The organism is Luteibacter sp. 22Crub2.1, from assembly GCF_900167995.1.
Classification (GTDB): domain Bacteria; phylum Pseudomonadota; class Gammaproteobacteria; order Xanthomonadales; family Rhodanobacteraceae; genus Luteibacter; species Luteibacter mycovicinus.
Map to the genome: position 1 here is coordinate 85,450 of NZ_FUYT01000009.1, position 26,293 is coordinate 111,742.

Consider the following 26,293-nt stretch of genomic DNA (forward strand, 5'->3'; position numbering starts at 1 on the left):
CGCCACCATGGCCGACGATTACATTCTCGAACTCGACGACGTCAGCAAGTTCTTCGGTACCGTCATCGCGCTGCAGGGCGTGACCCTTCGCCTGAAACGCGGCGAGGTGCATTGCCTGCTCGGCGACAACGGTGCCGGCAAATCCACCCTGATCAAGACGCTCGCCGGCGTGCACCAGCCCAGCAGTGGCGAATATCGCGTCGAAGGCAAGGCGGTGAGGTACAACTCGCCGCGCGAGGCGCTCGACGACGGCATCGCCACGGTCTACCAGGACCTGGCTCTCGTTCCGCTGATGAGCGTGGCGCGCAATTTCTTCGCCGGACGTGAGCCGCGCAAGAAGATGTTCGGCGTGATTCCGGTCATCGACATGCAGTACGCCAACGAAACCGCACGCGACAAACTCGCGGAGATGGGCATCCGCGTGCGCGATGCCGGCCAGCCGGTCGGCACGATGTCCGGCGGCGAACGGCAGTGTCTCGCCATCGCCCGCGCCATCCACTTCGGTGCGAAGGTGCTGATCCTCGACGAGCCCACGGCGGCGCTGGGCGTCAAACAGTCGTGCAACGTGCTCAAGCTCATCCACAAAGCCCGCGAGCGCGGCATCTCGGTGATCTTCATCACCCATAACGTGCACCACGCCTACCCCATCGCGGACAGCTTCACGCTGCTCAACCGCGGCCAGTCCATGGGCACCTTCGCCAAAACCGACGTAACGAAGGAAGCGGTGCTCGACATGATGGCCGGCGGTACCGAGATCCAGAGCCTGGTCGACGAACTGGAAGGCCGCGCGGCCTGAACACGGATAACCCCCATGCGTAGTCTCCTTCCCCGCTCCCCCTCCCGCCCCATCGATGTCGCCTGCCTCGGCCGGCTCGCGGTGGATCTCTACGCCCAGCAGATCGGCGCGCGCCTCGAGGACGTCACCAGCTTCGCCAAGTATCTGGGCGGGTCGTCGGCCAACGTCGCTTTCGGCACGGCTCGGCTAGGCCTGCGCTCGGCGATGCTCGCCCGCGTCGGCGACGATCATATGGGGCGCTTCCTCACCGAGACACTGGAAGCCGAAGGCTGCGACATCAGCCAGGTGAAGACCGATCACGAGCGGCTTACCGCGTTGGCGATTCTCGGCATCAAGGATCGCGAGACGTTCCCGCTGCTGTTCTATCGCGAGAACTGCGCGGACATGGCGCTGACGCCGGACGATATCGACGAGCCATTCATCGCGCGCTGCCGTGCGCTGGCCATCACCGGCACACACCTGTCGCAACCGGGCGTGCATGCCGCCGCCACCCGCGCGATCGAACTGGCGCGCAAGCACGATGTGCGCACGGTGCTCGATATCGACTACCGGCCGGTGCTCTGGGGTCTGACAGGACGCGGCGAAGGCGAGCGCCGGTTCGTCGCCGCCGAGCATGTCACCGCTCATCTGCAGGCCAGCCTGCCCGGGTTCGACCTCATCGTCGGCACCGAGGAAGAGTTCCATATCGCCGGTGGCAGCGAGGACCTGCTCTCGGCACTCCGCGCGGTGCGCGGCATCAGTGCCGCGACGCTGGTCGTGAAGCGCGGTGCCGTCGGCTGCAGCGTCATCGAGGGGGTCATCCCTTCGGACATCGACGACGCGCCGACGTACAAGGGCTCGCGGGTGGAGGTCCTCAACGTGCTCGGCGCCGGCGATGCCTTCCTCTCCGGCTTCCTTACCGGGTGGCTGGATGGTGAATCCATCGAGCGCTCGTGCGCCTACGCCAACGCCTGCGGCGCCATCGTGGTGTCGCGCCACGCCTGCGCGCCGGCGATGCCCGGTCGCGCTGAACTCGATGCCTTCCTGTCGCGCGACGGTGGCATCCGTCGCCCGGACCTGGATGCCGAGCTCTCGCATCTGCATCGCACGGCCGTACCGCGCAAGGCGTGGAACGAGCTGTATGTATTCGCTTTCGACCATCGCACGCCCTTCTTCGAGCTGACGCGTGCCGCCGGCGGTGACGAAGCACGCCTGCCACGGCTGAAAGAGCTGCTGGTCGAGGCGGTGGCGGCGACCGAGCGCGCCGGACAACTGCACGGACACATCGGCCTGCTCGCCGACGACCGCTACGGTCAGGATGCGTTGAACGCCGCGACCGGGCGTGGCTGGTGGATCGGCCGCCCCGTGGAAGTGCCGGGGTCCAACCCGCTGGAACTCGAGCGTGGCCGGTCCATCGGCAGTCAGCTGATCTCGTGGCCGGCGGAGCACGTCATCAAGTGCCTGGTCGCCTTCGATCCGGATGCCACGCCAATGGATCGCGTGGAGCAGGAAACGCAGATCCGCTCGCTCTACGACGCGGCGAAGATCAGTGGCCATGAGTTGCTCCTGGAAATCATTCCTCCGGGCTGCAAGGACCCTTCGCAGCGCGACGAGCTGGTGCTGCGCTCCATGAAGCGTATCTACAACCTCGGCATCCGTCCGGACTGGTGGAAGCTTTGCCCGCCGCAGCGGGGGGCGTGGGCGGCGATCGACGCCCTGATCGCCGAACGCGATCCGCACTGCCGCGGCGTCTTGCTGCTGGGCCTGAATGCGCCGGTGGAACAGCTGGCCGCCGGATTCGCCGACGCGCTGGAGAGCGTGACCTGCCGCGGCTTCGCCGTGGGGCGCACGCTGTTCAGTGAGCCGGCCAAAGCGTGGCTGTCCGGGACGATCGACGATGAGGCGCTGGTGAGCCAGGCGCGCGCGGCGTTCGAACGGATGATCGCGTTGTGGCGCGAGGGACGGCGGGTGCCGCAGGAGCGAGTCACTGAAGGTGCGGCGGCATGAACAGGCTGGAATCGTCAACCGGGCTGGCTCCCACCACCGCCGGTGCGACCGTGCGGCTCACGACGGCGCAGGCACTCGTACGGTATCTCGCGGCGTTGCACGGGCGCGATGCGGACAGCGATGAGTCGGCGCCGTTGTTCGGCGGCGTGTTCGCCATCTTCGGGCATGGCAACGTGGCGGGACTGGGCGAAGCGCTGTATGGCATCCGCGATGAACTGCCGACGTACCGTGCGCATAATGAGCAGGCCATGGCGCATGCCGCGATCGCGTATGCCAAAACGCATATGCGTCGACGCATGATGGCGGTGACGACATCGATCGGCCCGGGCGCGACCAATCTGGTGACCGCGGCGGCGCTGGCCCATGTGAATCGTCTGCCGGTGCTTCTGCTGCCGGGCGACATTTTCGTATCGCGTGCGCCGGATCCCGTGCTGCAGCAGCTCGAGGACTTCTCGGACGGTACGGTGTCGGTCAACGATTGTTTTCGTCCCGTCTCCCGCTACTTCGATCGCATCATGCGTCCGGAGCAACTGCTGACGGCCCTGCCCCGCGCGATCCGTGCGCTGACCGACGCCGCGCTGTGCGGCCCGGTGACGCTGGCGTTACCTCAGGACGTCCAGGCCGAGGCATATGACTGGCCGCTTGCCTTCTTCGAACCGCGCGAGATCGTGTTCCGCGCCCCGCAGCCGACCGACGATGAGCTGATGCACGCGCTGGACGCCATCGAGGCGGCCGAGCGCCCGGTCATCGTCGCTGGCGGCGGCGCGTTGTACGCGAAAGCCACGCCGGAACTGCTCGCCTTCGCCGATAAGCACGGTGTGCCCATCTGTGAAACGCAGGCGGGCAAGGGCGCCCTGCCCTGGAATCATCCCCTGCATCTCGGCCCCGCGGGCGTCTGCGGGTCCACCGCCGCGAATGCCCTGCTCCGCGAGGCGGACCTGATCATCGCCGTGGGTACGCGACTGCAGGACTTCACCACCGGCTCCAACGCCCTGTTCGCTCATGTGCCGATCCTCTCGGTCAACGTCAACACCTTCGACGCGCTCAAGGGCAACGGCCTGGAGGTGATCGGCGACGCGGCGCGCGTGCTCGACGACCTCAGCTTCGGCCTGGAGGACTGGGCCGCTCCCGAAGCGTGGACGCTGCGCGCCCGGGACGTCGCGCGTGAGTGGGTCGACATCGTTTCCCGCATCACCGATGCGCGCCAGCCACCGGAAGGCCGTCTGCCCTACGACGGCGAAGTGATCGGCGCGGTGCAGCGTTCGTCGCCGCTTTCCGCACGTAGCGACATCGTCGTCTGCGCCGCCGGGACGCTGCCCGCCGAGCTCGAGAAACTGTGGCGCACGGAGACGCCCGGCGGCTACCACATGGAATACGGGTTCTCGTGCATGGGCTACGAGATCGCCGGCGGTCTTGGCGTCAAGATGGCCAGGCCGGATCGCGAAGTCATCGTCATGGTCGGCGACGGCAGCTACCTGATGATGAACTCGGAGATCGCCACCTCGGTGATGCTGGACGCCAAGCTCATCATCGTGCTGCTGGACAATCGCGGCTACGGCTGCATCAACCGCCTGCAGCAGGCCACCGGCGGCGCGCCGTTCAACAACATGTTCGACAACTGCGTCCAGGGAAAGCACGGTGCGCCGACGGTCGATTTCGCCGCCCACGCCCGCTCGCTGGGCGCCATCGCGGAACATGTCGCCGATATCGCCGGCCTCGAAGCCGCCATGGAGCGGGCCCGCGCCGCCGACCGCACCTACCTGATCAGCATCGACACCGACCACACGCGTACGACCGACGAGGGCGGCGTATGGTGGGACGTGGCGATCCCCGAAGTTTCCACGCGGGAGGCCGTGCGCGAGGCGCGCAGCGGCTACGAATCCGCCATCGTGGGCCGCAAGGCCAGGAACACGCCCGTATGAAGAACGATCCCATCCGTATCGGCATCAACCCGATTTCGTGGAGCAACGACGACCTTCCCTCGCTCGGCGGCGAGATCCCCTTGTCGACCGCTCTGACCGAAGGCAAGGCGATCGGTTACGAAGGCTTCGAGCTGGGCAATAAATTTCCCAGGGATCCCGTCGAGCTGCGTGACCTGATGGCCGGCTACGGACTCGACGTGGTGTCCGGCTGGTACTCCGGGCGTGTCGCCGAGCGCTCCGCGAAAGAAGAAATCGTTGCCGTCGAGAAGCATCTGCGCCTCCTGGCCGAGAACGGCTGCCAGGTCATGGTGTACGGTGAAGTCGCTCATGCCATCCAGGGTGAGCCGGTGCCGCTGTACAAGCGGCCCCGCTTCCGCACCGCCGACGACTGGAAGCGGTATGGCGAGAACATCACCGAGTTCGCGAAATTCACGCTGTCCCATGGCGTTCGCCTGGCCTATCACCATCACATGGGCGCCTACGTCGAATCCCCGGATGATGTCGACCAGCTGATGGCGCATACCGGCGATGAAGTCGGCCTGCTATTCGACAGCGGCCACACGTATTTCGGCGGTGGCGATCCGGTGGCCGTGCTCGACCGCCATATCGCCCGCATCTGCCATGTTCACTGCAAGGACGTGCGCCCCGGCGTGGTGCGTCTGGCGCGCAATCGTCACTGGACGTTCCTGGAATCCGTGCTCAACGGCGCGTTCACCGTGCCGGGCGATGGCGTGATCGACTTCGCAGCCATCATCGATCGCCTGAAAACCCACGGTTACCGGGGCTGGCTTGTGGTCGAGGCGGAGCAGGATCCGACGGTGGCGCCCAGCTACCGTTACGCGAAGAAGGGTTACGACACGCTTCGCTCGTTGCTCGACCGCGAGATGATCGGGGAGGTCGCATGAGTCTGCTCGTCAAGGCGATGCCCACCGGCGAAGCCATCGTCAAAGTCACGCCGGAAACCGCCCGCTGGCATCACGTGGGTTTCGAGGCGAGGCGTATCGAAGCGGGCTCAACCGTCGAGATCGCGCTGCCCGCCGACCGCGAGGGGTGTCTCGTGGTGCTCGTCGGGCGCGTCGATATCGCGGTGGCCGGCCACGCGTGGGAAGACCTCGGTGGCCGCGACAGCGTCTTCGACGATCGCTCGCCGCATGCCGTGTATGCACCGCCGTCATCCGTGTACACGATCACCGCGCGGACCGATGCCGAGCTGGCACTCGCTTCCGCACCGGCCACCGGCAAGTTCGCCGCGCGCCTGATCGAGCCATCGTCGATGAAGCGTTCGGCGCGCGGTACGGGCGCGAACACCCGCTACGTCTGCGACATTCTTCCGGAAACCGAAGACGCCGAGTCGCTGCTCGTGGTCGAGGTGCTGACGCCCGCCGGTCACTCGTCGAGCTATCCGCCGCACAAGCACGACACGGACGCACTGCCTGAAGAAAGCGTGCTGGAGGAAACCTACTACCACCGTGTCGATCCGCCGCAAGGCTTCGCGTTTCAGCGCGTCTACACCGACGAGCGCGACATCGACGAGTCGATGGCCGTCGGCAACCACGATGTGGTGATGGTGCCGCGTGGCTACCACCCCGTGGTGATGCCGCACGGTTACCGCGGCTACTACCTCAACGTCATGGCCGGTCCGCGCCGTGAATGGCATTTCCGCAACGATCCCGCCCACGAATGGATGATCGCGCGCTGACCGCGCCGCCATCGGAGTAAACAGAGTATGTCCGCCCAGCCGTCCACCCAGTCCCTCCCCCGCATCGGCCACTTCATCGCCGGCAAGCCGTACAGTGGTTCGCCCGCGGGCACCGCCCCGGTGTACGACCCCGCGCGCGGCGTGCCCGCCGCCGAGGTCGAGCTCGCCTCCGTCGACGATGTCGACGTCGCGGTGCGCGCGGCGCACGCCGCGTTCCCCGCCTGGTCGGAAACGCCGCCACTCAAGCGCGCGCGCGTGATGTTCCGCTTCAAGGACCTGATCGAGCGCGACATGGATCGCCTGGCGCGCGTGATCGTCGCGGAGCACGGCAAGGTGCTGTCCGACGCGAAGGGCGAGATCGTGCGCGGTCTCGAGGTCGTCGAATACGCCTGCGGCATTCCCGAATTGCTCAAGGGCGAGTACACCGAGCAGATCGCCAATGGCATCGACGCCTGGACCATGCGCCAGGCACTGGGCGTCTGCGCGGGCATCACGCCGTTCAACTTCCCCGCGATGGTGCCCATGTGGATGTTCCCCATGGCCATCGCCTGCGGCAATACCTTCGTGCTGAAGCCCTCCGAGCGCGATCCGTCGCTCGGCGTCGAGCTGGCCAGGCTGCTCAAGGAGGCAGGCCTTCCCGACGGCGTGTTCAATGTCGTCCATGGCGACAAGACCGCCGTGGACGCGTTGCTCGATCACCCGCTGGTTCGCGCGGTCAGCTTCGTCGGCTCGACGCCGATCGCCGAATACATCTACGCGCAAGGCTCGGCGAAGGGCAAGCGCGTGCAGGCTCTGGGTGGCGCCAAGAACCACATGATCGTCATGCCCGACGCGGATCTGGAAAAAACCGCCGACGCCTTGATGGGTGCCGGCTACGGTGCCGCCGGTGAGCGCTGCATGGCGATCTCGGTCGCCGTCGCTGTCGGCGAAGCGACCGCCGACGCACTGGTGGCGAAGCTCGCCCCTCGCGTGAAGGCCCTGCGCATCGGCAACGGCCTGGACGAGAGCATCGAGATGGGGCCTGTCGTGACCGGCGTGCATCGCGATCGCATCACCAGCTACATCGACGACGGCGAAGCCGCCGGTGCGGAGCTCGTGGTCGACGGCCGTGGCTATCAGGTGGCAGGCTGCGAACAGGGTTTCTTCGTCGGTGGCACGCTGTTCGACCGCGTGACGCCGGCCATGCGTATTTATAAGGAAGAAATTTTCGGGCCGGTGCTATGCGTGGTTCGCGTGCCGGATTTCGCCAGTGCGCTGAAACTGGTCGACGATCACGAATTCGGAAACGGAACGGCGATTTTCACGCGCGATGGACAGGTGGCACGCGAATTTGCCCATCGCGTTCAGGTCGGCATGATCGGAATTAATGTACCGATCCCCGTACCGATGGCGTTTCACAGCTTCGGGGGCTGGAAAAAGAGCCTCATGGGCGATCATCACGCGCATGGCCCCGAGTCGGTACGGTTCTACACCAGGCAGAAAGCCGTTACACAGCGTTGGCTGAACCACGATGAAAGCGCGGGAGCCGAATTCGCGATGCCCACACATTAGTCTGACAAAAACATTATTATGCGGCGGTTGAATGCGCGGGGAGCATTGTGCATTGCAACCAAGATAATCAAAAGCCATAAACGTAAAAGCATAATTTTTTCAGGGAGAAGGGTACATGCTCAACAAACTCGCAAAGGGTCCCATCGCGGGCGTGCTTCTCGCATGCCTCGGTCTGGGCGCTACGGCGGCGCATGCCGACGACCTCTCGACCAGCAAATATCTGTTCGGCGACTGGAACGGTGAGCGCACGCGTCTCGAAGACGCCGGCGTCAAGTTCGACCTCGGGTACGGTGGCGAAGCCGCGCACAACTACTCCGGCGGCACCAAGAACATCACGCGCTATACCGACCAGTGGAAGCTGGGCGCTTCGTTCGATCTGCAGAAACTCTGGGGCTGGAACGGCGCCGCGTTCAACATCGTCGTTACCGACCGTAACGGTCGCAACATCGGTGCCGACGCCAACATCGGCAACAACCAGCTGATCCAGGAAGTCTACGGTCGTGGCCAGACCTGGCACCTGACGGTCTTCTCGCTGGTGCAGAAGTTCTTCGACGACCGCCTGACCTGGAAGATCGGCCGTCTGCCGGTCGGTGAAGACATCAACCAGTTCTCGTGCGACTTCCAGAACCTGACGTTCTGCGGCGCGCAGCCGGGTAACATCGTCGGCGATTACTGGGTCAACTGGCCGACCAGCCAGTGGGCGACGGTCATCAAGTTCGACACCACGAAGGAAACCTTCGTGCAGATCGCCGCGTATCAGGTCAACCCGAAATATGTCGACGACTCCTACGCGTCGCACAACGGTCTGAAGCCGAACTTCCCGAGCGGCACCACCGGCGCGCTGATTCCTCTGGAATTCGGCTGGAAGCCGTCGGTCAACGGCCTGCCGGGTTCGTACCGCGCCGGCGTCTGGTACAACACCTCCAAGGGTGACGACCTGTACCTCAACACCGATCATCAGCCGCTCGCCGAGTTCGGTGGCCGCGCGCTGCAGCACGACTCCCGCAAGGGCGCGTGGATCACCTTCCAGCAGCAGGTCAACGGCGAAGCCGGCGGCAAGGGCACCACGGTGTTCCTGAACATCGCTTCGGCCGACCACGCCACCTCGGCGACGAACAACCAGATCTCGCTCGGCATGGAGTACAAGGGCATCTTCGATCGCCCGAACGACTTCATCGGCGCGGCCATCGGTGGTTCGCACGCCAGCGGCTACGCTGCCAAGAACCAGCGTCTGATCAACTCGATCACCGGCTCCGACACCGTCGTCAACGACGGTTACGAGAAGGTCGCCGAAGTGTTCTACAGCTACTCGCCGATTCCCTCGATCGCACTGCGTCCCAACCTGCAGTACATCAAGGATCCGGGCGGCAGCAAGCAGAACGATGACGCGTTCATCCTCGGCCTGAAGATGTCGGTCGCGTTCTAAGCGATCTCATCGGTGGTTGATTGAAAAGGCCTGGGGAAACCCGGGCCTTTTCGTATCCGGGCTATCGCCAGCAGGGTTGGCTCCTACCGGAACGACCTCACCCATCGTTTTCCGCCGAAGCGGTCAGGTCGAAAGTGTCATCCCCCTCGTCGACCACCAGCCGCATCACGATCGGCCGGCAGCACACCTGGCAATCCTCGATATACGTCTGGCTGCCGCCCGACGTATCGACGGCGATCTCAATGGTTTCCCCGCAATAGGGACAGGCAATATCGGTGAATTCGTACATATAGGGACCCTGTAGGAGCGCGCCTTGCGCGCGAACCGCTTTCGCGCCAACCTTGTAGGTTCCGCTTTACGGTTATCGCGCGCAAGGCGCGCTCCCACAGGATCTGTAGTCATGATCGATCTGGTCGGCTTCGACGGCGACGACACGCTCTGGCGCAGCCAGGAGTTCTACGACGACGCACAGGCGGCCTTCGAAGGCATCCTGGGCCGTTACGTGGATCTGACGGCCGATGGCCTGCGCGCGTCGCTCCTGGCCACCGAGCGCGGCAACATCGCGCTGTTCGGCTACGGCGCCAAGGGCATGGCCCTCTCGATGATCGAGTCGGCCATCGAGCTGACCGATGGCCGGATCGAGGCGCGGGATATCCACCGTATCGTGCGGCTGGCCAAGGACGTGCTGAGCCATCCTGTCGATCTGCTGCCGGGTATCCGTGAGGCCGTGGAGGCCGTGGCCGCCCACCATCGCGTGGTGCTGATCACCAAGGGCGACCTTTTCCACCAGGAGGCCAAGGTGGCGCGCTGCGGGCTGGCCGACGTCTTCCACCGGATCGAGATCGTCTCGGAGAAGGACACGGCAACCTATACGCGCCTGTTCCGGGACTTCGGCCTCACGCCGGACCGCTTCGCCATGGTCGGCAACTCGCTGAAATCCGACATCGCCCCGGTAGTCGCACTGGGCGGCTGGGGCGTCTACATGCCGTATCACAGCACCTGGGCCCACGAGCTGGTGGCCGATTTCGCCATGGGCGACCGGGTGATCGAGGTCGCCGGCGCTGAAGCCATCCCCGCAGCCATTGCCACCATGCACACCCGCGCGCCGTAGGAGCGCGCCCCGCGCGCGAAAAGCCAACGAAGCGGTGACGTCGCACCCCCCATCGCCCACAGCACCCCCACATTCCACGCCAATTTCGCGTGGTTGCCGCGAAGCTGCCCGATGAAACAAACGGGAGGCAGGCACGTGGATTCGAGGTTGAAGATGGGATGGCGGGTGGTCCGAACCACCATAAAGGGGTTCAGTGACGATGAGCTGATGACGCGGGCCGCCGCCCTCGCCTTCTACTCCGCGTTGTCCTTCGCGCCGCTGCTCGTGCTGTTGCTCTGGGTGGTCGCCTCACTGCGCCCCGAGTGGCAGGCGCAGCTGATCGACAGCCTGACCGGTCTGGTGGGCTCCCGCGCCTCGGATGCCGTGAAGCTCGTCATCGAGAACGCCAAGCAGAAGCCCAATGTCGGCAGCATGGCGGGGGTGATCGGCCTTGGCGTCACGCTGATCGGCGCTTCCGCCGTATTCGCCCAGTTGCAGGGCGCGCTCAACCGGGTCTGGAGCCTGCAGCCGCGCCCCGGCAAAGCCTCGCATGCGATTCTGACGTGGTTGCGGGCCCGGCTGCACGCGCTTGGCCTCCTGCTGTCGCTCGCCTTCCTGCTGGTGATCTCATTCTCGGCCAGCGCGATGATCGCGGTCTTCGTCCGTGGCGGCACCACGGGGTGGCATGTGCTGGAGACGGCGATCTCGCTGGCCGTCTTCGTCGTCATCTTCGGCGCCATCTACAAGGTGCTGCCGGACGCGATCATCGAGTGGCGCGACGCGGTCATCGGCGCCAGCCTGACCGCCCTGCTCTTCGTCGTCGGCAAATTCGCCATCGGTATCTACCTCGAGCGCAGCAACGTAGGCGGCCCGTACGGCCCCGCCGGTAGTGTCGTCGTGTTGCTCGTCTGGGTCTATTACTCGGCGCTGATCCTGTTGCTCGGGGCCGAACTGACCGAGGCGGTCGCGGAGGCGCGGGGCACACCGATTAAACCGCGGCCATACGCGATGTCGACCAGAACGGCTCCGGAGGGCGGGATTGACCCCCCCATCACGAGGCCGGAGGTATCCCTGTCGCAGCCCCAGAGAGAGGACAGATCATGAAGACCCATTTACTCGCCGCCGCCCTGTTCGCCGTCGCTACCGGCGCCGTCGTTTCCGCCCCGCCGGCCGATGCCCAGACGCGCCGCAGCCAGCATCAGGTCTGCCGCGACGTCCAGACCAAGGAGATCCAGTCCAAGGATGACAATCGCCTGATCGGCACCGGCGTTGGCGCCGTAGCTGGCGGCCTGCTCGGCCATCAGGTCGGTGGCGGCAAGGGCAAGACCCTTGCGACCGTCGGTGGCGCCGTCGCCGGCGGCTACGTCGGCAATCAGGTTCAGAAGAACCACCAGAACAAGAACGCCCAGTACGAGACCCACCGCGAATGCCATTGGGTCAACGACTGATCGTGTAAGCCAGACCCGCGAGGGCCGGTCTTATAGGGAGGGCGCCACCGAGCGCCCTCCCTGCTTTCCGGAGGCTCCATGCGCAACGCCGATCCTGCCCGCCGCCGCTTCCTGGGCGTCTTCGCCGCCACCGTCGCGGCATCCGCGTCCCTGCCCTTCCTCTTCCGCGCCACGCGCCCGGCGATGGCCGCCGACGCCCCGCCGTCCCCCGGTGGCACCGTGACGATCGATGAATTCGCCGCCGACAAGAAGCCGCTGGGAGCAAAGGTCGAGGCACGCGTGGTGCTCACCGACGACCAGTGGAAAGCGAAGCTCAGCAGCAAGTCGTACTACATCACCCGACACGAAGGTACCGAGCCGGCCTACACCGGTGAGAACTGGGACCGGCATGACGACGGCATCTACCGTTGCATCGGCTGCGACACGGCGCTCTACGACTCGGCGACGAAGTTCGAGTCCGGCACGGGCTGGCCGAGTTTCTGGCAGCCGATTTCGAAGCGGAACATCGTTCAGAAAACCGACCGCAGCCTTATCGAGGAGCGGATCGAAGTGAAGTGCGCGCGGTGCGATGCCCACCTGGGCCACGTGTTCGACGATGGCCCGGATCCGACGGGGCTGCGGTACTGCATGAATGCCGGGGCGATGCGGTTCGCTGCCATGACTGCCTGAGTGCGTACGTCAGGCATACCGGTTTTGGTGGAAGCCGGCCTTCTGGCGGATACAACGAAGTGGGCCGCCTTTCGGCGGCCCACTTTTTAATCAGCCACCCCGAGGCGGCATCGGTGTCAGCTGGAATTCCTTCGGCGGCGTTTCCCCCTTGAGGTAACGCACGAAGTAGTCCCAGCGGCGACGTGTCATGTACGTCGTCGCATCGCCGTAACCGTGATGCGCGTTCGGGATCATGACGAGGTCGAAATCCTTGTTCGCCTTGATCAGCGCATCGACCACCAGCAGCGACTCGTACGGCGGGACGTTATCGTCGAACGTACCGTGCGCGATCATCAGGTGACCCTTCAGACCCGAGACCCACTTCTGGTTGGCCTGGTCGTCGTAGTTGCTCTTGCCGTCCTTATCGGTAACCAGAAGACCCTGCCACTTCTCGGCCCAGTCGTCTTCGTAGTTGCGGTTGTCGTGATTGCCCGACTCCGAGATACCGACCTTGAACACGTCGCCATAGCGGAACATCGCGGTCGCCGTGGCGTTTCCGCCGCCGGAATGACCCCAGATGCCCACGCGGTCACCGTCCAGCCACGAGTACTTCTGCACCAGCTGCTTTACCGCCAGCACCTGATCCGGCAGCGTGTTGTCGCCGATGTTCTGGAAATAAGCGTCGTGGAAGGCCTTCGAGCGCCACGGCGTACCCATGCCATCGACGGCCACCACGACAAAGCCCAGTTCAGCCAGCGCCTGGTTATCGCCGTGTGCGGGAGCGAAGCTGCGCGTGCGCACCGATCCGGTCTGCGGACCCGGGTAGATGTAGACGATCAGCGGATATTTCTTCGACGGATCGAACTTCGATGGCTTGAACATCTGGCCGTAGAGATCGGTCTTGCCGTCACGCGCCTTCACCGTGAACGCGGTCGGTGGCACCCAGCCGATCGCCTTGAGACGCGAGATGTCCGCGCGTGCCACTTCCTTCACCGTGGCACCCGTGTCGGCACGACGCACCACCGCTACCGGCGGCGTGTCGATCGTCGAATACGAGTCGAAGAAGTACGTGCCGTCCTTCGACAGCGAGACGCTGTGATCGGCGTTTTCCGGCGTCAGCAGGGTCAGGCCCTTACCGTCGAAGCCCACCTTGTAGAACTGCTGGTAGTACGGATCGACGCCCTTCTCGCGGCCGACGCCACGGAACCAGATCGTCTTCGTTTTCGGATCGATGCGCAGCACTTCGGTGACGTTCCAGTCGCCCTTCGTGATCTGCGACTCGAGCTTGCCCGTCTTCAGGCTGTACATGTAGAGGTGACCCCAGTTGCTCCGCTCGGAGAACCAGATCACCTGGTCGGTCTCGGGCACGTACTGCCAGTTGGCCATGCCGTTGCCGCTTTCGTAATACGTCTTGGCCTTTTCCTCGAACACCGTGCGCACGTCGCCGGTCTCCGGGTTGGCGACGCGGAACCACTCATGCGCGTGGTCGCGCGAGGTGGAGACAAACGCGATGCTCCTGCTGTCGGCGGACCAGCGCACGTCGTCCCACACGCCCGGGCTGCACGACACGTCGTCGCACAGGGTCGAGCGATGCTGATCGGCGGGCATTTTGAAACGGACGACCTTCTTCGTCGGCACGTCGATCACGACGCGCTCGATCATGGTCACGTCCTTGTCGCCCGGCAGCGGGTATTTCCAGGTATCGACCTTCGGATGTCCGACATTGGTGCTGACCAGGGTCATCTCACCCGTTTTGCGCTGGTCCTGCTGGAACGTGGCGATTTTCTTCGAGTCCGGCGACCAGACGAGGATCGCCTCGTCGGTGTGCTTCCAGCCGGCATTGTCGGTGGCGTAACCGAAGTCCTTGATCCCGTCGGTGGTCAGCTGGGTTTCGGCACCGCTGGCCAGGTCGCGCGTCCACAGGTTCCAGTCGCGGATGAAGGCTTCGGACTTGCCGTCCGGCGACTTCAGGCCCGGCTCTTCGCCGTAGGCCTTGCCGCTGGCGTCTTTCCTGACCGCCGCCAGCTCGCACTTGCCGATGGCCTTGTCGCAGCTGTAGTTCTTGCCGCGCGAGGTAATGTCGAGGCCGTCGTCCGGGCGCACCGTGAAGGCGCTGACCGGGAGCTTGCCCGCATCGACCTTCTTGCCGGTGCTGGTGCTCAGCGCCGCCGCCACCTTGTCGCGATCGAACGCGCGTGATGCCTGACCCGTGGCCGCATCCACCGTGATGAACTGATCGCCGTCCTTGTCGTGGTCGCGATACCAGAAGTGGCCGTCATCGATCCAGGTGACGCGCTGGACCGAGTGGTCCACCAGGGTGGCCGCGTTGCCGAGGAAGGAATCGGCGCGCTTGTAATCGTCCGTGGTAACGGTCTGGGCCGAGGCGGAAGCCCCGATCAGTCCGAGGAGGACGGCGCCGGAAAGCGCCGCGTTGCGTTTGGTCGACATGTGGGGTCCCCATGACAGCGACAACGGCGCAGGGCGCGCCGCGAACCGGACGAGGCTAGCCGCCGCCGGGGCGCCCGGCGTATGCCATAGGTCATGGGCCCGGGCCGCCGCGGACCCTCAGTGGCCGCGGGGACCGGCCCGGAAGCGCCTGCCCTGCCGCTCCACCATGGCGAGGGCCACGCCGTCGGGCAGCAGTTTGAAAAGGGCCTTGATGACGCGATTGACCCAGCCATTCACGTAAACCGCCGTGCCCGAGTCAACGGCATCCAGCCCCTGGCGGGCCACGGTCGCCGCATCCATCCACAGATACGACGGCATTTTCGACACCAGCTCGCGGGAACCGGTGACGTCGTGGAACTCCGAATACGTGAAGCCGGGACAGACGGCCGTGGCGTGCACGCCGGTGCCCTTGCCCTCCAGCGCCAGCGACTGGGAGAACTTGATCATGTAGGCCTTGGAGGCCGCATAAAGGGTATGCCCCGCCGACCCGGGCACATGACCGGCCAGCGAGGCGACATTGACGATCCGGCCATAGCCACGCGCTTTCATGCCCGGCAGCAGGCGCCAGGCAAGCTCCGTGGGTGCGGTCATCAGCACCTGGATAAAGGCGGCATGCGCGGTCCAGGGTTGTTCTTCGAAATAGCCGGTGACGCCATAGCCCGCGTTGTTGATCAGCACGTCGATCGTGAGGCCTTGCGCGTCGAGCGCGGCGACCAGTGCCTCGGGGCCGTCCGTCCGCGCGAGGTCGAGCGGCGCGACGATCGCCTCGACGCCGTAGCTGTCACGCAGCTCGGTGGCGAGTTTTTCCAGCCGGTCGGCACGACGCGCCGTCAGGACCAGATCGTGTCCGCGTTTCGCGAGTTCGCGGGCAAAGGCTTCACCGATGCCGGCGGAAGCGCCGGTGACCAGCGCGCGACGTTTGGATGCCATGGAAAGTATTTCCTTGATGCACGACAGCGCTGAAGTATGCGCCAGGCTTAGATGAACGGAGCCCACGTGTGTTGATGCATGCGACGCGACTTTCACGACTCCGTGCACCCCCGGAACGCGAAGCTTGTGCTCCCGAAACGACTCGACCCGAGTCACCCCAAGGAGCCCAGACGATGACCAGCACCGACCACGATATCAAGGTTCTCAACAACCTCATCGAAACCACCATCGACAGCGCCGAGGGCTACGGCGAAGCCGCGAAGGATGCCGAGAATACGCGCTACGCCGCGACCTTCCAGGCCCGCGCCTCCGAGCGCCGTCAGGTGACGCAGCGTCTGCAGCAGCAGGTCCGTTCGCTCGGCGGCACGCCGGAAGACGACGGCACCGTGCTGGCCAAGGCGCATCGCATGTTCGTCGAACTGCGCGCCAAGATGAGCTCGAAGGACGACACGGCGATCGTCGACGAAGTCGAGCGTGGCGAAGACCACATCAAGGCGAAGTACGAAGACGCCCTGAAGGACACCGAAATCACGGCGGGCACGCGTTCGCTGATCAACGAGGCTTATGTCTCGGTGAAGAGCGGCCATGACCAGATGCGCGATCTGAAGCACGCGCTGCATGGCACGAATTGATTTCGCTTAAGCTTGAATGATGAAGGGCGGAGCTTTGGCTTCGCCCTTTTTTTTGGGAGCGAAGCCGTCGAGGCAGGGGCGCCGTCGGCTGCCCTGCTCTTCGCTAAGTCCTCCTTCGGCCTTCGCCTACGTGCGGAATCGCTCTGAGCACGACAGCCGACGGGGTCCTCCCACTCATGAGGATTCGTCAATGCAAAGCCACAAGCGAAAACCAGAGGACCTCGTGTTGCAGCGCGATGCATTGACGACTTCACGAGATTTGCAGGTGATGCCAGATCGCCCACTCTGCAGCGCTCTGCTCCACCCGCTCTGCTCGCCCAGCAAATTACTGTCGCGCTGCGAGGGAGTCGTCGGCTGCCATTCTTGGAGCGCTTCCGCACGTAGGCGAAGGCCGGAGGAGGACCTAGCGACAAGAATGGCAGCCGACGACTCCCTTGCCTCGGTCCCTAGCCTCGGTCCCTCGCCTCGGAGCGGCGTTGCAGCCCCGAGGCCGAAGCCAACCGTTACTGCGAAGAACCGGCGTCGTCTTCGTTCATCAGCGCGTTGATCTGGCTCTTGTGCGCTTCGTAGAAAGCCACGTTCTTCTGGTTGACCTTCTTCTGGTCGACATACGCGGACATCTGCGGGTTGCTCTTGGCTTCCGAGGCGATGGCCGCATTGGTGACGGCGAGGTTCGCCAGCAGGAACTCACGCGGGGTGAAATCGTATTTCTTGATCAGCGGCGCGATCCGCGGATCCGCATTGGTCACCTGGGCGGCCAGATCGTCGAGCGAATGGATCTTCGAGAAATCCGTCTTCGCGTCCTTTGGCTTGATGCCCTGCGCCTTGGCTTCCTGCGAGACCTTGACGATGCGGTTGAACACGTCGTCGTTGAGGTCGTAGTTCTGGATGGCCTGCTTGTCGGCAGCCGGGATCTGCGAAGCCGGGTTGGCCGCGGGCGCCGGAGCGGCTTCCTGGGCGAACGTGGAAACGGGGACCACCGAGGCGGTCGCCAGCAGCGCGGCAAGGATATAGCGAGACTTCACGGGCAACTCCTTCAGGTACGGGTTCGTGCTGGACGGTAAAACAGCTTAAGGCGCCGGATGTTACGTATGCGTCGGCGGCGTTGCGTTTTCTTCAGGAATCTTCGGCGCGTTCCAGCCCATGACGTTGTAGAGGCGATAGCGCCAGACCCCGACGTATTCGTGGATCGCAAAGTCGGCGAACGACAGATTTTCCGACGTCGGCAGCCAGTCGTAGCGGGCGGTCACGTAATCGCCACGGACCGGTTCGCCGTGAATGGCGAAATGGGAAAAATAGAGCATCGCCCGACGCAGGTGCACCGCCGACGAGACGAGCACCACCTTGTCCGCGCCGTAGGACACCAGCAGGGGCTTACTGAACTGGGCGTTCTGGAAGGTGTTCATGCTCTGCGCTTCGAGCATGAGATCCGCACGCGGAACGCCGAGGCGATCCAGGCTGATCGCATAAACGTCGGCTTCCGCCTGTTTCAGGTGCATCGCATCGCCGCCGCTGACCGCGACCTTGCAGTCCGCACCCGTCGCCTTGCACGCGCGATACAACTCGGCGGCGCGCAGGATGCGTCCGTTGGCGTAGAGGCTCGGCTCGATCGCCCCTGCCCCGCTACGGACGGTCCCCGCACCGAGCAGGATGATGACGTTGCGCTGGCCCCACTGGCTGACGTCGGGCGCATAGCCGGACTGCAGGTTGCTCAACAGCATGCCGGTCAAAGGGCCGCAGCCGGCGAAGAACAGCCACACGATCGCCAGCAGCATGAAGACGCGGCCGCTAAGGCGCCGGCGAAAACGCATCAGCACGAGGGCGATGACGAGGAGGAGCAGGAAGAGGGTCAGGGTCATGGGGCCGAGCGTAGCAAAGGCCGGTAACAATTGTGACCGCAAGTACCTCGCGCGCGGGGCGCGCTCCTACGGGACGCCGAGAGCTTTTTCGAGACAGGTGACGAGGGTGTCGCCGACGAAGGGTTTGCCGAGGTAGCAGAAGGCGCCGGCGGCCATGACGCTGTCGCGTACGTGGTCGTCCTGAAAGCCGGATACGAAGACGATGGGGTAGGTCCTGCCCCGCTCCAGGAGACGACGCTGCAACACGGTGCCGTCGATGCCGGGCATGTGGACATCGGTCACGAGACAGTCGACCCCGTCGTCGCCGCCGGGCCGGAGAAAATCCTCCGCCGAGGCGAACCCACGCGCTTCGTGCCCCAGCGCGCGGACCAGACTCACGGTGGCGAGACGCACCGCTTCGTCGTCATCCACGATCGCGACGATCCTGTTTCCGGCCAAGCTGGAACCCTCCGGGGCGCTGAGTGACGCTGGCTACAGTGCGCCCGCGCGCAGCCAGTGGGAATCATACGGAGGTGTGTGCACCCAGCGCTTCGGACATCTTGACCAGTTCCGCCAACGATCGTGCCGCCATCTTGCGCATCACGTTGCCGCGGTGGATCTTCACCGTAATCTCGGACAGACCCAGCAAGGCGCCCACCTGCTTGTTCATCAGGCCCGTGGTCACGTGCCCCATGACCTCACGCTCGCGCGGCGTCAGCGACGCGTACGCCTGACGCAGCGTGTGCAGGGCATCGGCATCGCGACGGCCCGAGGCATCCCGCTCGATCGCGTTGGTCACGGCGTCCAGCATGTCCTGGTCGCGGAACGGCTTGGCCAGGAAGTCGAGCGCGCCGGCTTTCATCGCACGCACCGACATCGGAATATCGCCGTAGCCAGTCATGAAGACGATCGGCAGGGGGTTTTCCATCGCCAGCAGCTGGGTCTGGAAGTCCAGTCCGCTGACACCGGGCAGACGCACGTCGAGCACCAGGCAGCCCGGCGCATCCGCGTTGTCGCGGGCGAGGAAATCGGCGGCGCTGCCGAAGGCGGCGACGGTGAGGCCGACGGAGCGGAACAGGGACGACAAGGCCTCGCGGATCGAGGCATCGTCGTCGACGATGCAGACGATAGGGGTCCGCGCGGCGTTGGCCACGGGCAAGCGGGTCATGCGCGAACCTCCTCGGCTACTGCGACGGGCAACGTGAAATGGAAAATCGCTCCCCCCTCGGAGCGGTTGGTCGCCCACAGGCGCCCGCCATGAGACTCGACGGTCGTGCGGCAAATGGCAAGCCCCATGCCCATGCCGCCACCGCGCGTGGTCACGAAGGCGTCGAACAGGTGGGGGGCGATGTGCTCGGGAATACCCGTGCCGGTGTCCTCGACCTCCACCAGCAGGCCCTCGGCGGACGCCCGCCCGCGGATCAGCAGGACGCGTGGCCGGTACACGGCGGACATGGCGCGGATGGCGTTGCCCATCAGGTTCACCACAACCTGCTGCAGCTGCACGCGATCGCCGCGCGGCATGGGCGCGTCGCGCGCGATGTCCACCTCGAGCACGATGTGGTGCTGGGTCAGTTCACCCTCGAGCAGCCGCGCGCTCTCATTAATCAGCGCGCCGAGATCGAAGTGCACGTGCTGTCGCGGTTCCTTGCTGGCCAGACTGCGGACGCGGTGCACCACTTCACCGGCGCGTCGTGCGTCATGCACCACGCGCTCGATGGCGTCGCAGGCTTCGGTGAGGTCGGGTTCGGGGCGCCGCAACCAGCGAAGAGCAGCCTCCCCGAGCGTGACGATGGCACCGAGCGGCTGGTTCACCTCGTGGGCAATCGACGCACTCATCTCACCCAGCGCCGTGACGCGCGCGGCCTGCGCCAGCTCGGCCTGCATCGAGATCAGCGCCCGCTCGGCGCGCTTGCGGTCGCTGATATCCACGACGCTGACCAGCACGCGGTCATAGCGCGAGGTACCGAGCGGCATGCTCAGGGCGAAGAGCACCGTCAGGCGCTCGCCCTTGAGGTTGACCATGTGCGTTTCGCCTTCGGCCAGTCCATTGCCCTCCAGGACGGTGAGCAGGACCTGGCCGAACGTGCGATCGGTAGCGGGCAGAAACCGGTCGAGCGGACCGATCAGCTGGTCGCGGCTATGCGCACCCAGCATGCGCAGCGTCGCCTCGTTGATATCGGTGACGCGCACCAGACCGGCGGCTTCCCTGATGAATTCCGGATGGGCCTCCAGGTAGGAGGCCAGCTCGACGACGCCCTGCTCGCGCAGTTCGGCGAGACGCTCCACTACCAGGGTGTAATCCTCTTCCCAGAGTGAAAAGCGGGCGGTGTCGAAGATGCCCCGGTAGCGACGTTCACTGTCCACCAGCGCCGCGTCCGCGGCGCGGCGCGCGGTCACGTCGGTGCCCGCCTCGAGGATCATGCGCGGCGCACCGCGCTCGTCGCGCAGCAGGGCGCAGCGCACGGAGACGATGACCACGCGGCCCTCGCGATGCTCCTGGATCAGTTCGCCCTCCCAGCGGCCGTCCCGGAACAGCGCGGCGTCGGCCTTGACTCGATCGCCGGCGAACGCGGTGGCCAGCAGTTCGCTCGCCCGGCGGCCCAGCGCCTCATTCGCGGTCCAGCCGTAGAGCTGCTCGGCACCCGCGTTCCAGAGCACGATCACGTCGTCCATGTCGCGGACGAAGATGGAGTCGTGGGTCAGCTCGATCAGCCGAGCCTGTCCCGCGATCGTCACCATGCGTTCGCGGTTGCGCAGGGCCAGCACGGCCGTGGTCGCAATGGCGGCGAGGCTGACGGCGCAGCGCATGGCCGGTTCCAGCGTCGGCACCCCATGCACACGCAGGAAGGCCAGCGTGGTCAGGAGCATGCAGGCCACCGCCGAGCCGATGATGGCGCGACGACTGCCCGTGGCGGCCATGAGCAGCACCACCACGAGGTACACGACCGCGACGGCCCCCTGCAGCGAAGTGAAGCTGTCGACGAGGAAGACGCACAGGGCCAGTGACGCTCCCGCGACTACCAGCAGCGCGGCCGCGCCCCTGCGCGGCTGCGCGACGGCGGCGTAGGCACGACTGTGCAAAGGCCTGTTCAGGGACATGGGCTCGGGTTCTGGCCTGGCGACGTAGACAGATTCGGCCGCGATCGTGTCCGAACGGGGTCAGGACGTCTTGCACGCCGGTGATGGTTTTTGACCGTTACGGCACAACCGCTACAAGAAAGCGCACGTGTCGATCGGTTAACCCTTTGGTATGGGACCGTACGACCGAATGTAGAATTCTGTCGACCCCCACTTCGCGCCTAGGCTGTCAGGGTGGGCGAATGGCCCATGCCACGTTCGACATGGAGCCTACGATGCGATTTGAGACCGAAGCCTTCGCCGGGACCGCCAGCCTCCGCGCCGTCGATCCGTCCGTCGCCCACCTGCTCGAGCAGGCCCTGACCGCTGTCGAAACCGATCTGGCCACGACCCGTGCCTGCGTCGCCCAGGTGGCCGCCCTCCTGGAACGTGAGGAGAAGGCCCGTCCGGCCGCTCAGACCGTGCCGCCGGACCCGGTGGTTCGTCGCCGCGTCGGTGCGGGTCTCGCACCGTGGCAGGCAAGGCGCGTCTCCGCCCATGTGAACGACAACCTTGGCTTTCCGATCACCATCGATCAGCTCGCGGGCATCGCCGGTCTGTCGAGCAGTTATTTCTGTCGCGCCTTCAAGGACACCTTTGGCGATCCGCCGCATGCGTACATCATGCGTCGCCGCGTCGAACGGGCGCAGAGCCTGATGCTGCAGACCCGCGAGCCGCTCAGCCAGATCGCGCTGGCCTGCGGTCTCTCCGACCAGGCGCATCTGTGCAACCTGTTCCGCCGCCTGGTCGGGCAGAGCCCGAGCCACTGGCGGCGGTCGCGCTGGCAGGAAGCCTGACCCTCAGCCGAAAAGTTTTGCGGCCACTTCGGCGATGTGCTTGCCCTGGAAACGTGCGCCGGCCAGTTCGTTTTCGCTCGGCTGACGGGAACCGTCGCTCGCGGCGAGGGTCGTAGCACCGTAGGGACTGCCGCCGGTCACCTCGTCCAGTTTCAGCTGGCCCTGGAAGCTGTAGGGAAGGCCCACGGGAATCATGCCCAGGTGCAACAGATTGGTAATGATCGAGAACAAGGTCGTTTCCTGACCGCCATGCTGGGACGCCGTGGACGCGAACGCGCCGCCGACTTTGCCGTTGAGCGCGCCACGTGCCCAGAGCGGGCCGGTCTGGTCGAGGAACGCGGCCATCTGCGAGGTGATCCGGCCGTACCGGGTACCCGTGCCGATGATGATGGCGTCGTACGACTCCAGCTCATCCACGCGGGCGATGGGCGCGGGCTGGTCGAGCTTGAAATGGGCGTTGCGCGCCACGTCTTCGGGCACGGTTTCCGGCACGCGCTTGATGTCGACGTGGGCACCGGCTTCACGGGCGCCTTCGGCCACGGCATGGGCCATTTTTTCGACATGACCGTACGTGGAGTAATAAAGAACGAGGACTTTCGCCACGGTGGATCTCCTCTTTTGAAAGCATCGGGAATGAAAAGGTAGGCACGCTGGCGTTTACGCCGCGTATCGGCGACGTCCCGCCAACGCATCGAGGTTAGTCGCATGTCGTACGCACGCATTGTCGATATCCGCTCCGCGCCGGGCCCCGCGCGCAAGTCCCACGCGTGGCAGGTGCTGCGTGAAGCGGCCCGGCTCGAGCCCGACGAAGATGCCCGCATCGCGTGGTATCGCGAGGATCCGATCGGTGTGCTGGGTCGGGAGACCGCCGAAGCATTGGTCGCTTCCGGAAGGTATGAGGAGGTGCTCGCGTTTCTGCGAGGTGTGCGGCGGGATCTCGGCCTTGAAGTACCGCACGGGTTCGGGGCGTTTTAGGAGGCTGGCGGAACCACCTCGCGCTAAAGTGGGCCCAACCAGGGACGCCGGACCACGACCGTGTCGATCGAAGAAGCGACCACCCCCAGCCGCCACGAGCCACTGACCGCCGAGCGCGCCTACGAGCTCTACTGGGCCGACCTGCTCGGCGACGCGCCCACCTTTTTCTGCGTGGGCCACGCCTGCACCGCCCAGCTGATCTGCGCCTGCCTCGACAAAGCCGAACAGAACCTGCGCATTCGCCCCTATTTCCGCTCACGTCGCATCGAAGATCACGCGGCGACCTGCGAAGTCGCCCACCCGGCGAACGAGACGAAAAAAGAAAAACGCCCCGACATCTTCGAGGCCGAACGCCCCGCCGATCATTTCCGCCGCCTCCCCGCCGTCACCGCCCCATCCGCGGAAAGCGCCGCGACCCGTGCAGGCGCCAGCGCCGCGGGCGATGCTCTCGCAGGCGCCAGCCCCGCCGGCGATCCCGCGGCAGCGGGCGCGACGCCCCGTGGCCCACGCCCCGGCGTCACCCCCCGCCCCAGCCACTACTATCGCCTCTCCTCGCTCGTCCAGAAATTCCTCGAGCACCGTCGCGACAAAGACCTCGCCGAGGCCGAAGTGGAGATCGGTGGAGAGACCACCACCTACGAGGCGCTGTTCCGCAACGTCTTTCGCCAGAAAGCCGTCGAGCTGACCGGAACCCGTGCGGTCTGGTGGGGCACGGCATCGCTGCGGGCCACCCGGGAAGGCGGGTACTACCTCCGCTTCTCGCGCCCCTTCCGGCACGACGACCAGGAACTGCGCCCGACCATCACGCTCACCGCGAAGGACATCGACGCCTATCCCGTGCGCAAGCTGCTTCGGGCGCGCCTCGACAAGCTCATCGCCGAGGCCGATGGCTATTGCGTGGTCTTCGTCTGGGCGAAGCCCTGGATGCCGAAGGATGCCGAAAAACCGTTCGTCCGCTTCTACGTCAACAATCTCGACCATATCGACGTACGCGGCCCGGAGATTCTCGAGGAACTGAAGAACACCTCCCGGGTCGGTAACGGCTAAGATGCCGCATGGCCCGAAAACGACGCTTCCGCCTCCCCTTCGTGCGACACCCGCACGACGCATCGCATGAATTCGACGACGCCAGTTACGACGGTGGCGTGTCGGGCGGCGCGTACCTGCGACATGTGGTCGTGGTCGCCGCTCTGATAGCCATCGTCGCGGCGATCCTGCGCTGGGTGATGTGACGCGCACTGCCCGTATGGACGGCGGGACACCCTTCGGTCACGAGAGGTAGATACGCCCCTCCGAGGGACGCAACGGACCTTGCCGGATATCGCCATAGGTCGACAGCACGGCGCGGCCGGCGGGCTCGTCGATCGGAAGAACGGCTGGAACCTCCGTGAAGTTCAGGCACACCACGATGCGCTCGTCGCCATCGACTCGCTCATACGCCAGCGCCTGATCGCTGACACCGAGAATGCGGACACTGCCGATGCTCAATGCGCGTGAGGCGCGTCGCATCCACAGCAGCGATCGATACAACGACCAGATCGACGAGGGATCGGCAGCCTCGGTTTCCACATTGCGGCTTGCGACGTCGTCGCCGAGCCGAAGCCATGGTGTGCCGTCGGTAAAACCCGCCCCGGGTGCCGGCGTCCAGCGCATCGGGGTCCGCTGCGGGTCCCGGCCAAGCCCCTTGTCCGGCTCGTTGATCTCGAACGGATCACGGACCTCGGCGCGCGGAATGGCTACGTCACGCATACCGATCTCGTCGCCGTAATAGAGCGTCGGGGTACCGCGCAGCGTCAGAAGGAGCATCGCCGCGACACGCGCCTGCGCGTCGCCGACGCGCGAAGCGATACGCGGCTTATCGTGATTGCCGAGCACCCAGTTCGGCCAGCCACCGGGAGGCAAGGCCGCTTCGTAACGCTCCACCAGCGACCCGATGGTGCGCGCGTCCCACGCGGCGCCGATCAGCAGAAAATTGAAGGGCAGATTCGCGCCCTGCAACCGGTCGCCGTAGTAGGCGACGATGCGTTCCAGCGGAAGGTACAACTCGCCGATCAGTACGCGGTCGGGAAACTCATCGACGACGGCGCGCATCGCCGCGACCACGTCCATCGTTTCGGACAGGTCCGCGATATGGGTCGGCAGAAAACGGTTGGCCTCGGAATCGATACCGTCGCGGTAGGCCGGATTGAGAGGATTGTCGCGGAATTCGGCGTCCTTCATCACGTGGTAAAGCACGTCGACGCGGAAGCCGTCCACACCACGCCGCAGCCAGAACCGCATCGACTCGAACATGGCCTCGCGCAGCGCGGGGTGTCGCCAGTTGAGATCGGGCTGCTTGTCGAGGAAGAGATGCAGGTAGTACTGGCCCGTGCCTTCATCGAAGGTCCACGCACTGCCGCCGAAGTTCGACAGCCAGTTGTTCGGTGGACCGCCGTCGGGCGCGGGGTCGCGCCAGAGATACCAGTCACGGAACGCGCTGTCGCGCGAACGCCGGCTTTCACGAAACCAGGGATGCTCATCCGAGCTGTGATTGGGTACGAAATCGAGGATGATCTTCAGGCCCAGCGCATGGGCGTCGGCGATGACCGCATCCATCCGTTCGATGTCGCCGAACAGCGGGTCCACGCCGCGGTAATCACTCACGTCGTAGCCGAAATCGGCCATGGGCGAGGGATACATCGGCGAGATCCAGATGGCATCGATACCGAGGTCGGCAAGATAAGGGAGTTTGCCGCGGAGGCCGTCGAGATCGCCGATGCCGTCGCCGTTGGCATCGGCGAACGAGCGGGGGTACACCTGGTAGATGACGCCGTTGCGCCACCATGAACGATCGGGCATGCGGTTTCCTCGGAGCATCGCTAACAGGGTTGCCCCCAGCGGGGCGGGAGCGCCGCCAGCAGGCTGGCTGTCGGCGATGGCTGAGCCTCGCCAATCCGTTGTGTAGGAAACGCCTTCACACGTCCCCCCGTACGCTCTCGCGAACCCGA

General features: G+C 65.3%; 26 protein-coding genes. 16 read left to right on the top strand and 10 right to left on the bottom strand.

From position 1 onward, the window contains the following. The first annotated feature begins 7 nt into the window (after positions 1-7). The 7 genes from B5X73_RS11105 to B5X73_RS11135 all read left to right on the top strand — a co-directional run bounded on the left by B5X73_RS11105 (position 8) and on the right by B5X73_RS11135 (position 9,380). Complete coding sequence (locus B5X73_RS11105) at positions 8-796, top strand: ATP-binding cassette domain-containing protein (RefSeq protein WP_036115970.1); 789 nt, start codon at positions 8-10, stop codon at positions 794-796. 15 nt (positions 797-811) lie between these two features. Beyond that, complete coding sequence (gene iolC / locus B5X73_RS11110; protein WP_079521733.1) at positions 812-2,782, top strand: bifunctional 5-dehydro-2-deoxygluconokinase/5-dehydro-2-deoxyphosphogluconate aldolase; 1,971 nt, start codon at positions 812-814, stop codon at positions 2,780-2,782. After that, the gene (iolD, locus tag B5X73_RS11115) at positions 2,779-4,704 is read left to right on the top strand and encodes a 3D-(3,5/4)-trihydroxycyclohexane-1,2-dione acylhydrolase (decyclizing) (protein WP_036115975.1); all 1,926 of its coding nucleotides are present in this window, start codon (positions 2,779-2,781) and stop codon (positions 4,702-4,704) included. Before iolC ends, iolD begins: the two co-directional genes overlap by 4 nt. Further along, positions 4,701-5,609, top strand: a complete 909-nt coding sequence (gene iolE, locus B5X73_RS11120; protein WP_079521734.1) for a myo-inosose-2 dehydratase — start codon at positions 4,701-4,703, stop codon at positions 5,607-5,609. The genes iolD and iolE overlap by 4 nt, the downstream gene beginning before the upstream one ends. Continuing rightward, a complete protein-coding gene (iolB, locus tag B5X73_RS11125; protein WP_043692272.1) occupies positions 5,606-6,403 on the top strand; it encodes a 5-deoxy-glucuronate isomerase in 798 nt (265 codons plus the stop codon). The genes iolE and iolB overlap by 4 nt, the downstream gene beginning before the upstream one ends. 27 nt (positions 6,404-6,430) lie before the next feature. Beyond that, on the top strand, positions 6,431-7,954 hold the full coding sequence (locus tag B5X73_RS11130) for a CoA-acylating methylmalonate-semialdehyde dehydrogenase (protein WP_079521735.1): 1,524 nt from the start codon (positions 6,431-6,433) through the stop codon (positions 7,952-7,954). 115 nt (positions 7,955-8,069) lie between these two features. Further along, on the top strand, positions 8,070-9,380 hold the full coding sequence (locus B5X73_RS11135) for a carbohydrate porin (RefSeq protein WP_079521736.1): 1,311 nt from the start codon (positions 8,070-8,072) through the stop codon (positions 9,378-9,380). 97 nt (positions 9,381-9,477) lie between these two features. On the opposite strand, the gene B5X73_RS11140 is transcribed toward B5X73_RS11135, so the two are convergent. Continuing rightward, positions 9,478-9,669, bottom strand: coding sequence for a CPXCG motif-containing cysteine-rich protein (locus tag B5X73_RS11140; RefSeq protein ID WP_036115984.1), 192 nt, complete (start codon positions 9,667-9,669; stop codon positions 9,478-9,480). A gap of 111 nt (positions 9,670-9,780) precedes the next feature. Between B5X73_RS11140 and B5X73_RS11145 the strand changes: the two genes are divergently transcribed. The 4 genes from B5X73_RS11145 to msrB all read left to right on the top strand — a co-directional run bounded on the left by B5X73_RS11145 (position 9,781) and on the right by msrB (position 12,587). Then, positions 9,781-10,491: an HAD family hydrolase gene (locus tag B5X73_RS11145; protein ID WP_079521737.1), complete on the top strand. Its 711-nt coding sequence runs from the start codon at positions 9,781-9,783 to the stop codon at positions 10,489-10,491. Between the two features lie 153 nt (positions 10,492-10,644). Further along, positions 10,645-11,574: a YihY/virulence factor BrkB family protein gene (locus B5X73_RS11150; protein WP_303048759.1), complete on the top strand. Its 930-nt coding sequence runs from the start codon at positions 10,645-10,647 to the stop codon at positions 11,572-11,574. Beyond that, positions 11,571-11,918, top strand: coding sequence for a glycine zipper 2TM domain-containing protein (locus B5X73_RS11155; RefSeq protein ID WP_079521739.1), 348 nt, complete (start codon positions 11,571-11,573; stop codon positions 11,916-11,918). Before B5X73_RS11150 ends, B5X73_RS11155 begins: the two co-directional genes overlap by 4 nt. Positions 11,919-11,996: 78 nt before the next feature. Further along, complete coding sequence (gene msrB, locus B5X73_RS11160; RefSeq protein WP_079521740.1) at positions 11,997-12,587, top strand: peptide-methionine (R)-S-oxide reductase MsrB; 591 nt, start codon at positions 11,997-11,999, stop codon at positions 12,585-12,587. 90 nt (positions 12,588-12,677) lie between these two features. Here msrB and B5X73_RS11165 read toward each other — a convergent pair whose 3' ends face one another. Next, a complete protein-coding gene (locus tag B5X73_RS11165) occupies positions 12,678-15,014 on the bottom strand; it encodes a S9 family peptidase (protein WP_079521741.1) in 2,337 nt (778 codons plus the stop codon). A 117-nt stretch (positions 15,015-15,131) separates the two neighbouring features. Beyond that, positions 15,132-15,944, bottom strand: coding sequence for an SDR family NAD(P)-dependent oxidoreductase (locus B5X73_RS11170; RefSeq protein ID WP_079521742.1), 813 nt, complete (start codon positions 15,942-15,944; stop codon positions 15,132-15,134). Positions 15,945-16,117: 173 nt separating this feature from the next. Here B5X73_RS11170 and B5X73_RS11175 point away from each other — a divergent pair, with 173 nt between their 5' ends. Next, positions 16,118-16,576, top strand: coding sequence for a PA2169 family four-helix-bundle protein (locus tag B5X73_RS11175; protein WP_036115995.1), 459 nt, complete (start codon positions 16,118-16,120; stop codon positions 16,574-16,576). 503 nt (positions 16,577-17,079) lie between these two features. Here B5X73_RS11175 and B5X73_RS11180 read toward each other — a convergent pair. The 5 genes from B5X73_RS11180 to B5X73_RS11200 form a co-directional block, all read right to left on the bottom strand. Beyond that, the gene (locus tag B5X73_RS11180) at positions 17,080-17,601 is read right to left on the bottom strand and encodes a hypothetical protein (protein WP_079521743.1); all 522 of its coding nucleotides are present in this window, start codon (positions 17,599-17,601) and stop codon (positions 17,080-17,082) included. 60 nt (positions 17,602-17,661) lie between these two features. Then, positions 17,662-18,435, bottom strand: coding sequence for a YdcF family protein (locus tag B5X73_RS11185; RefSeq protein WP_079521744.1), 774 nt, complete (start codon positions 18,433-18,435; stop codon positions 17,662-17,664). Positions 18,436-18,501: 66 nt separating this feature from the next. Further along, complete coding sequence (locus B5X73_RS11190; RefSeq protein ID WP_079521745.1) at positions 18,502-18,873, bottom strand: response regulator transcription factor; 372 nt, start codon at positions 18,871-18,873, stop codon at positions 18,502-18,504. A 64-nt stretch (positions 18,874-18,937) separates the two neighbouring features. Beyond that, positions 18,938-19,582 carry a response regulator transcription factor gene (locus tag B5X73_RS11195; protein WP_079521746.1) on the bottom strand — a complete coding sequence of 215 codons (645 nt, stop codon included), beginning with the start codon at positions 19,580-19,582 and terminating at the stop codon, positions 18,938-18,940. Then, positions 19,579-21,516, bottom strand: a complete 1,938-nt coding sequence (locus tag B5X73_RS11200) for a PAS domain-containing sensor histidine kinase (RefSeq protein WP_079521747.1) — start codon at positions 21,514-21,516, stop codon at positions 19,579-19,581. Before B5X73_RS11200 ends, B5X73_RS11195 begins: the two co-directional genes overlap by 4 nt. Before the next feature lie 254 nt (positions 21,517-21,770). Here B5X73_RS11200 and B5X73_RS11205 point away from each other — a divergent pair, with 254 nt between their 5' ends. After that, positions 21,771-22,331 carry a helix-turn-helix transcriptional regulator gene (locus tag B5X73_RS11205; protein WP_176167815.1) on the top strand — a complete coding sequence of 187 codons (561 nt, stop codon included), beginning with the start codon at positions 21,771-21,773 and terminating at the stop codon, positions 22,329-22,331. A gap of 3 nt (positions 22,332-22,334) precedes the next feature. On the opposite strand, the gene wrbA is transcribed toward B5X73_RS11205, so the two are convergent. Further along, entirely contained in the window at positions 22,335-22,934 is a 600-nt protein-coding gene (wrbA, locus tag B5X73_RS11210; protein WP_079521749.1) for an NAD(P)H:quinone oxidoreductase, read from the bottom strand. A gap of 102 nt (positions 22,935-23,036) precedes the next feature. Here wrbA and B5X73_RS11215 point away from each other — a divergent pair, with 102 nt between their 5' ends. Genes B5X73_RS11215 through B5X73_RS21025 form a run of 3 tightly spaced genes read left to right on the top strand, consistent with a single transcriptional unit; the run spans position 23,037 to position 24,538 of the window. After that, positions 23,037-23,306 (top strand): hypothetical protein, encoded by a 270-nt coding sequence (locus tag B5X73_RS11215; RefSeq protein ID WP_079521750.1) that lies wholly within the window; start codon positions 23,037-23,039, stop codon positions 23,304-23,306. A 60-nt stretch (positions 23,307-23,366) separates the two neighbouring features. Further along, the gene (locus tag B5X73_RS11220) at positions 23,367-24,353 is read left to right on the top strand and encodes a hypothetical protein (RefSeq protein ID WP_079521751.1); all 987 of its coding nucleotides are present in this window, start codon (positions 23,367-23,369) and stop codon (positions 24,351-24,353) included. 8 nt (positions 24,354-24,361) lie between these two features. Continuing rightward, on the top strand, positions 24,362-24,538 hold the full coding sequence (locus B5X73_RS21025; RefSeq protein ID WP_156108800.1) for a hypothetical protein: 177 nt from the start codon (positions 24,362-24,364) through the stop codon (positions 24,536-24,538). A gap of 37 nt (positions 24,539-24,575) precedes the next feature. Here B5X73_RS21025 and B5X73_RS11225 read toward each other — a convergent pair whose 3' ends face one another. Next, positions 24,576-26,144, bottom strand: a complete 1,569-nt coding sequence (locus B5X73_RS11225) for an alpha-amylase family glycosyl hydrolase (protein WP_079521752.1) — start codon at positions 26,142-26,144, stop codon at positions 24,576-24,578. Positions 26,145-26,293: the final 149 nt, after the last annotated feature.

Coding starts and splice junctions, on each gene's coding strand:
- B5X73_RS11105 (WP_036115970.1), top strand. CDS start 8: ATGGCCGACGATTACATTCTCGAACTCGACGACGTCAGCAAGTTCTTC.
- iolC (WP_079521733.1), top strand. CDS start 812: ATGCGTAGTCTCCTTCCCCGCTCCCCCTCCCGCCCCATCGATGTCGCC.
- iolD (WP_036115975.1), top strand. CDS start 2,779: ATGAACAGGCTGGAATCGTCAACCGGGCTGGCTCCCACCACCGCCGGT.
- iolE (WP_079521734.1), top strand. CDS start 4,701: ATGAAGAACGATCCCATCCGTATCGGCATCAACCCGATTTCGTGGAGC.
- iolB (WP_043692272.1), top strand. CDS start 5,606: ATGAGTCTGCTCGTCAAGGCGATGCCCACCGGCGAAGCCATCGTCAAA.
- B5X73_RS11130 (WP_079521735.1), top strand. CDS start 6,431: ATGTCCGCCCAGCCGTCCACCCAGTCCCTCCCCCGCATCGGCCACTTC.
- B5X73_RS11135 (WP_079521736.1), top strand. CDS start 8,070: ATGCTCAACAAACTCGCAAAGGGTCCCATCGCGGGCGTGCTTCTCGCA.
- B5X73_RS11140 (WP_036115984.1), bottom strand. CDS start 9,669: ATGTACGAATTCACCGATATTGCCTGTCCCTATTGCGGGGAAACCATT.
- B5X73_RS11145 (WP_079521737.1), top strand. CDS start 9,781: ATGATCGATCTGGTCGGCTTCGACGGCGACGACACGCTCTGGCGCAGC.
- B5X73_RS11150 (WP_303048759.1), top strand. CDS start 10,645: ATGGGATGGCGGGTGGTCCGAACCACCATAAAGGGGTTCAGTGACGAT.
- B5X73_RS11155 (WP_079521739.1), top strand. CDS start 11,571: ATGAAGACCCATTTACTCGCCGCCGCCCTGTTCGCCGTCGCTACCGGC.
- msrB (WP_079521740.1), top strand. CDS start 11,997: ATGCGCAACGCCGATCCTGCCCGCCGCCGCTTCCTGGGCGTCTTCGCC.
- B5X73_RS11165 (WP_079521741.1), bottom strand. CDS start 15,014: ATGTCGACCAAACGCAACGCGGCGCTTTCCGGCGCCGTCCTCCTCGGA.
- B5X73_RS11170 (WP_079521742.1), bottom strand. CDS start 15,944: ATGGCATCCAAACGTCGCGCGCTGGTCACCGGCGCTTCCGCCGGCATC.
- B5X73_RS11175 (WP_036115995.1), top strand. CDS start 16,118: ATGACCAGCACCGACCACGATATCAAGGTTCTCAACAACCTCATCGAA.
- B5X73_RS11185 (WP_079521744.1), bottom strand. CDS start 18,435: ATGACCCTGACCCTCTTCCTGCTCCTCCTCGTCATCGCCCTCGTGCTG.
- B5X73_RS11195 (WP_079521746.1), bottom strand. CDS start 19,582: ATGACCCGCTTGCCCGTGGCCAACGCCGCGCGGACCCCTATCGTCTGC.
- B5X73_RS11200 (WP_079521747.1), bottom strand. CDS start 21,516: ATGTCCCTGAACAGGCCTTTGCACAGTCGTGCCTACGCCGCCGTCGCG.
- B5X73_RS11205 (WP_176167815.1), top strand. CDS start 21,771: ATGCGATTTGAGACCGAAGCCTTCGCCGGGACCGCCAGCCTCCGCGCC.
- B5X73_RS11215 (WP_079521750.1), top strand. CDS start 23,037: ATGTCGTACGCACGCATTGTCGATATCCGCTCCGCGCCGGGCCCCGCG.
- B5X73_RS21025 (WP_156108800.1), top strand. CDS start 24,362: ATGGCCCGAAAACGACGCTTCCGCCTCCCCTTCGTGCGACACCCGCAC.
- B5X73_RS11225 (WP_079521752.1), bottom strand. CDS start 26,144: ATGCCCGATCGTTCATGGTGGCGCAACGGCGTCATCTACCAGGTGTAC.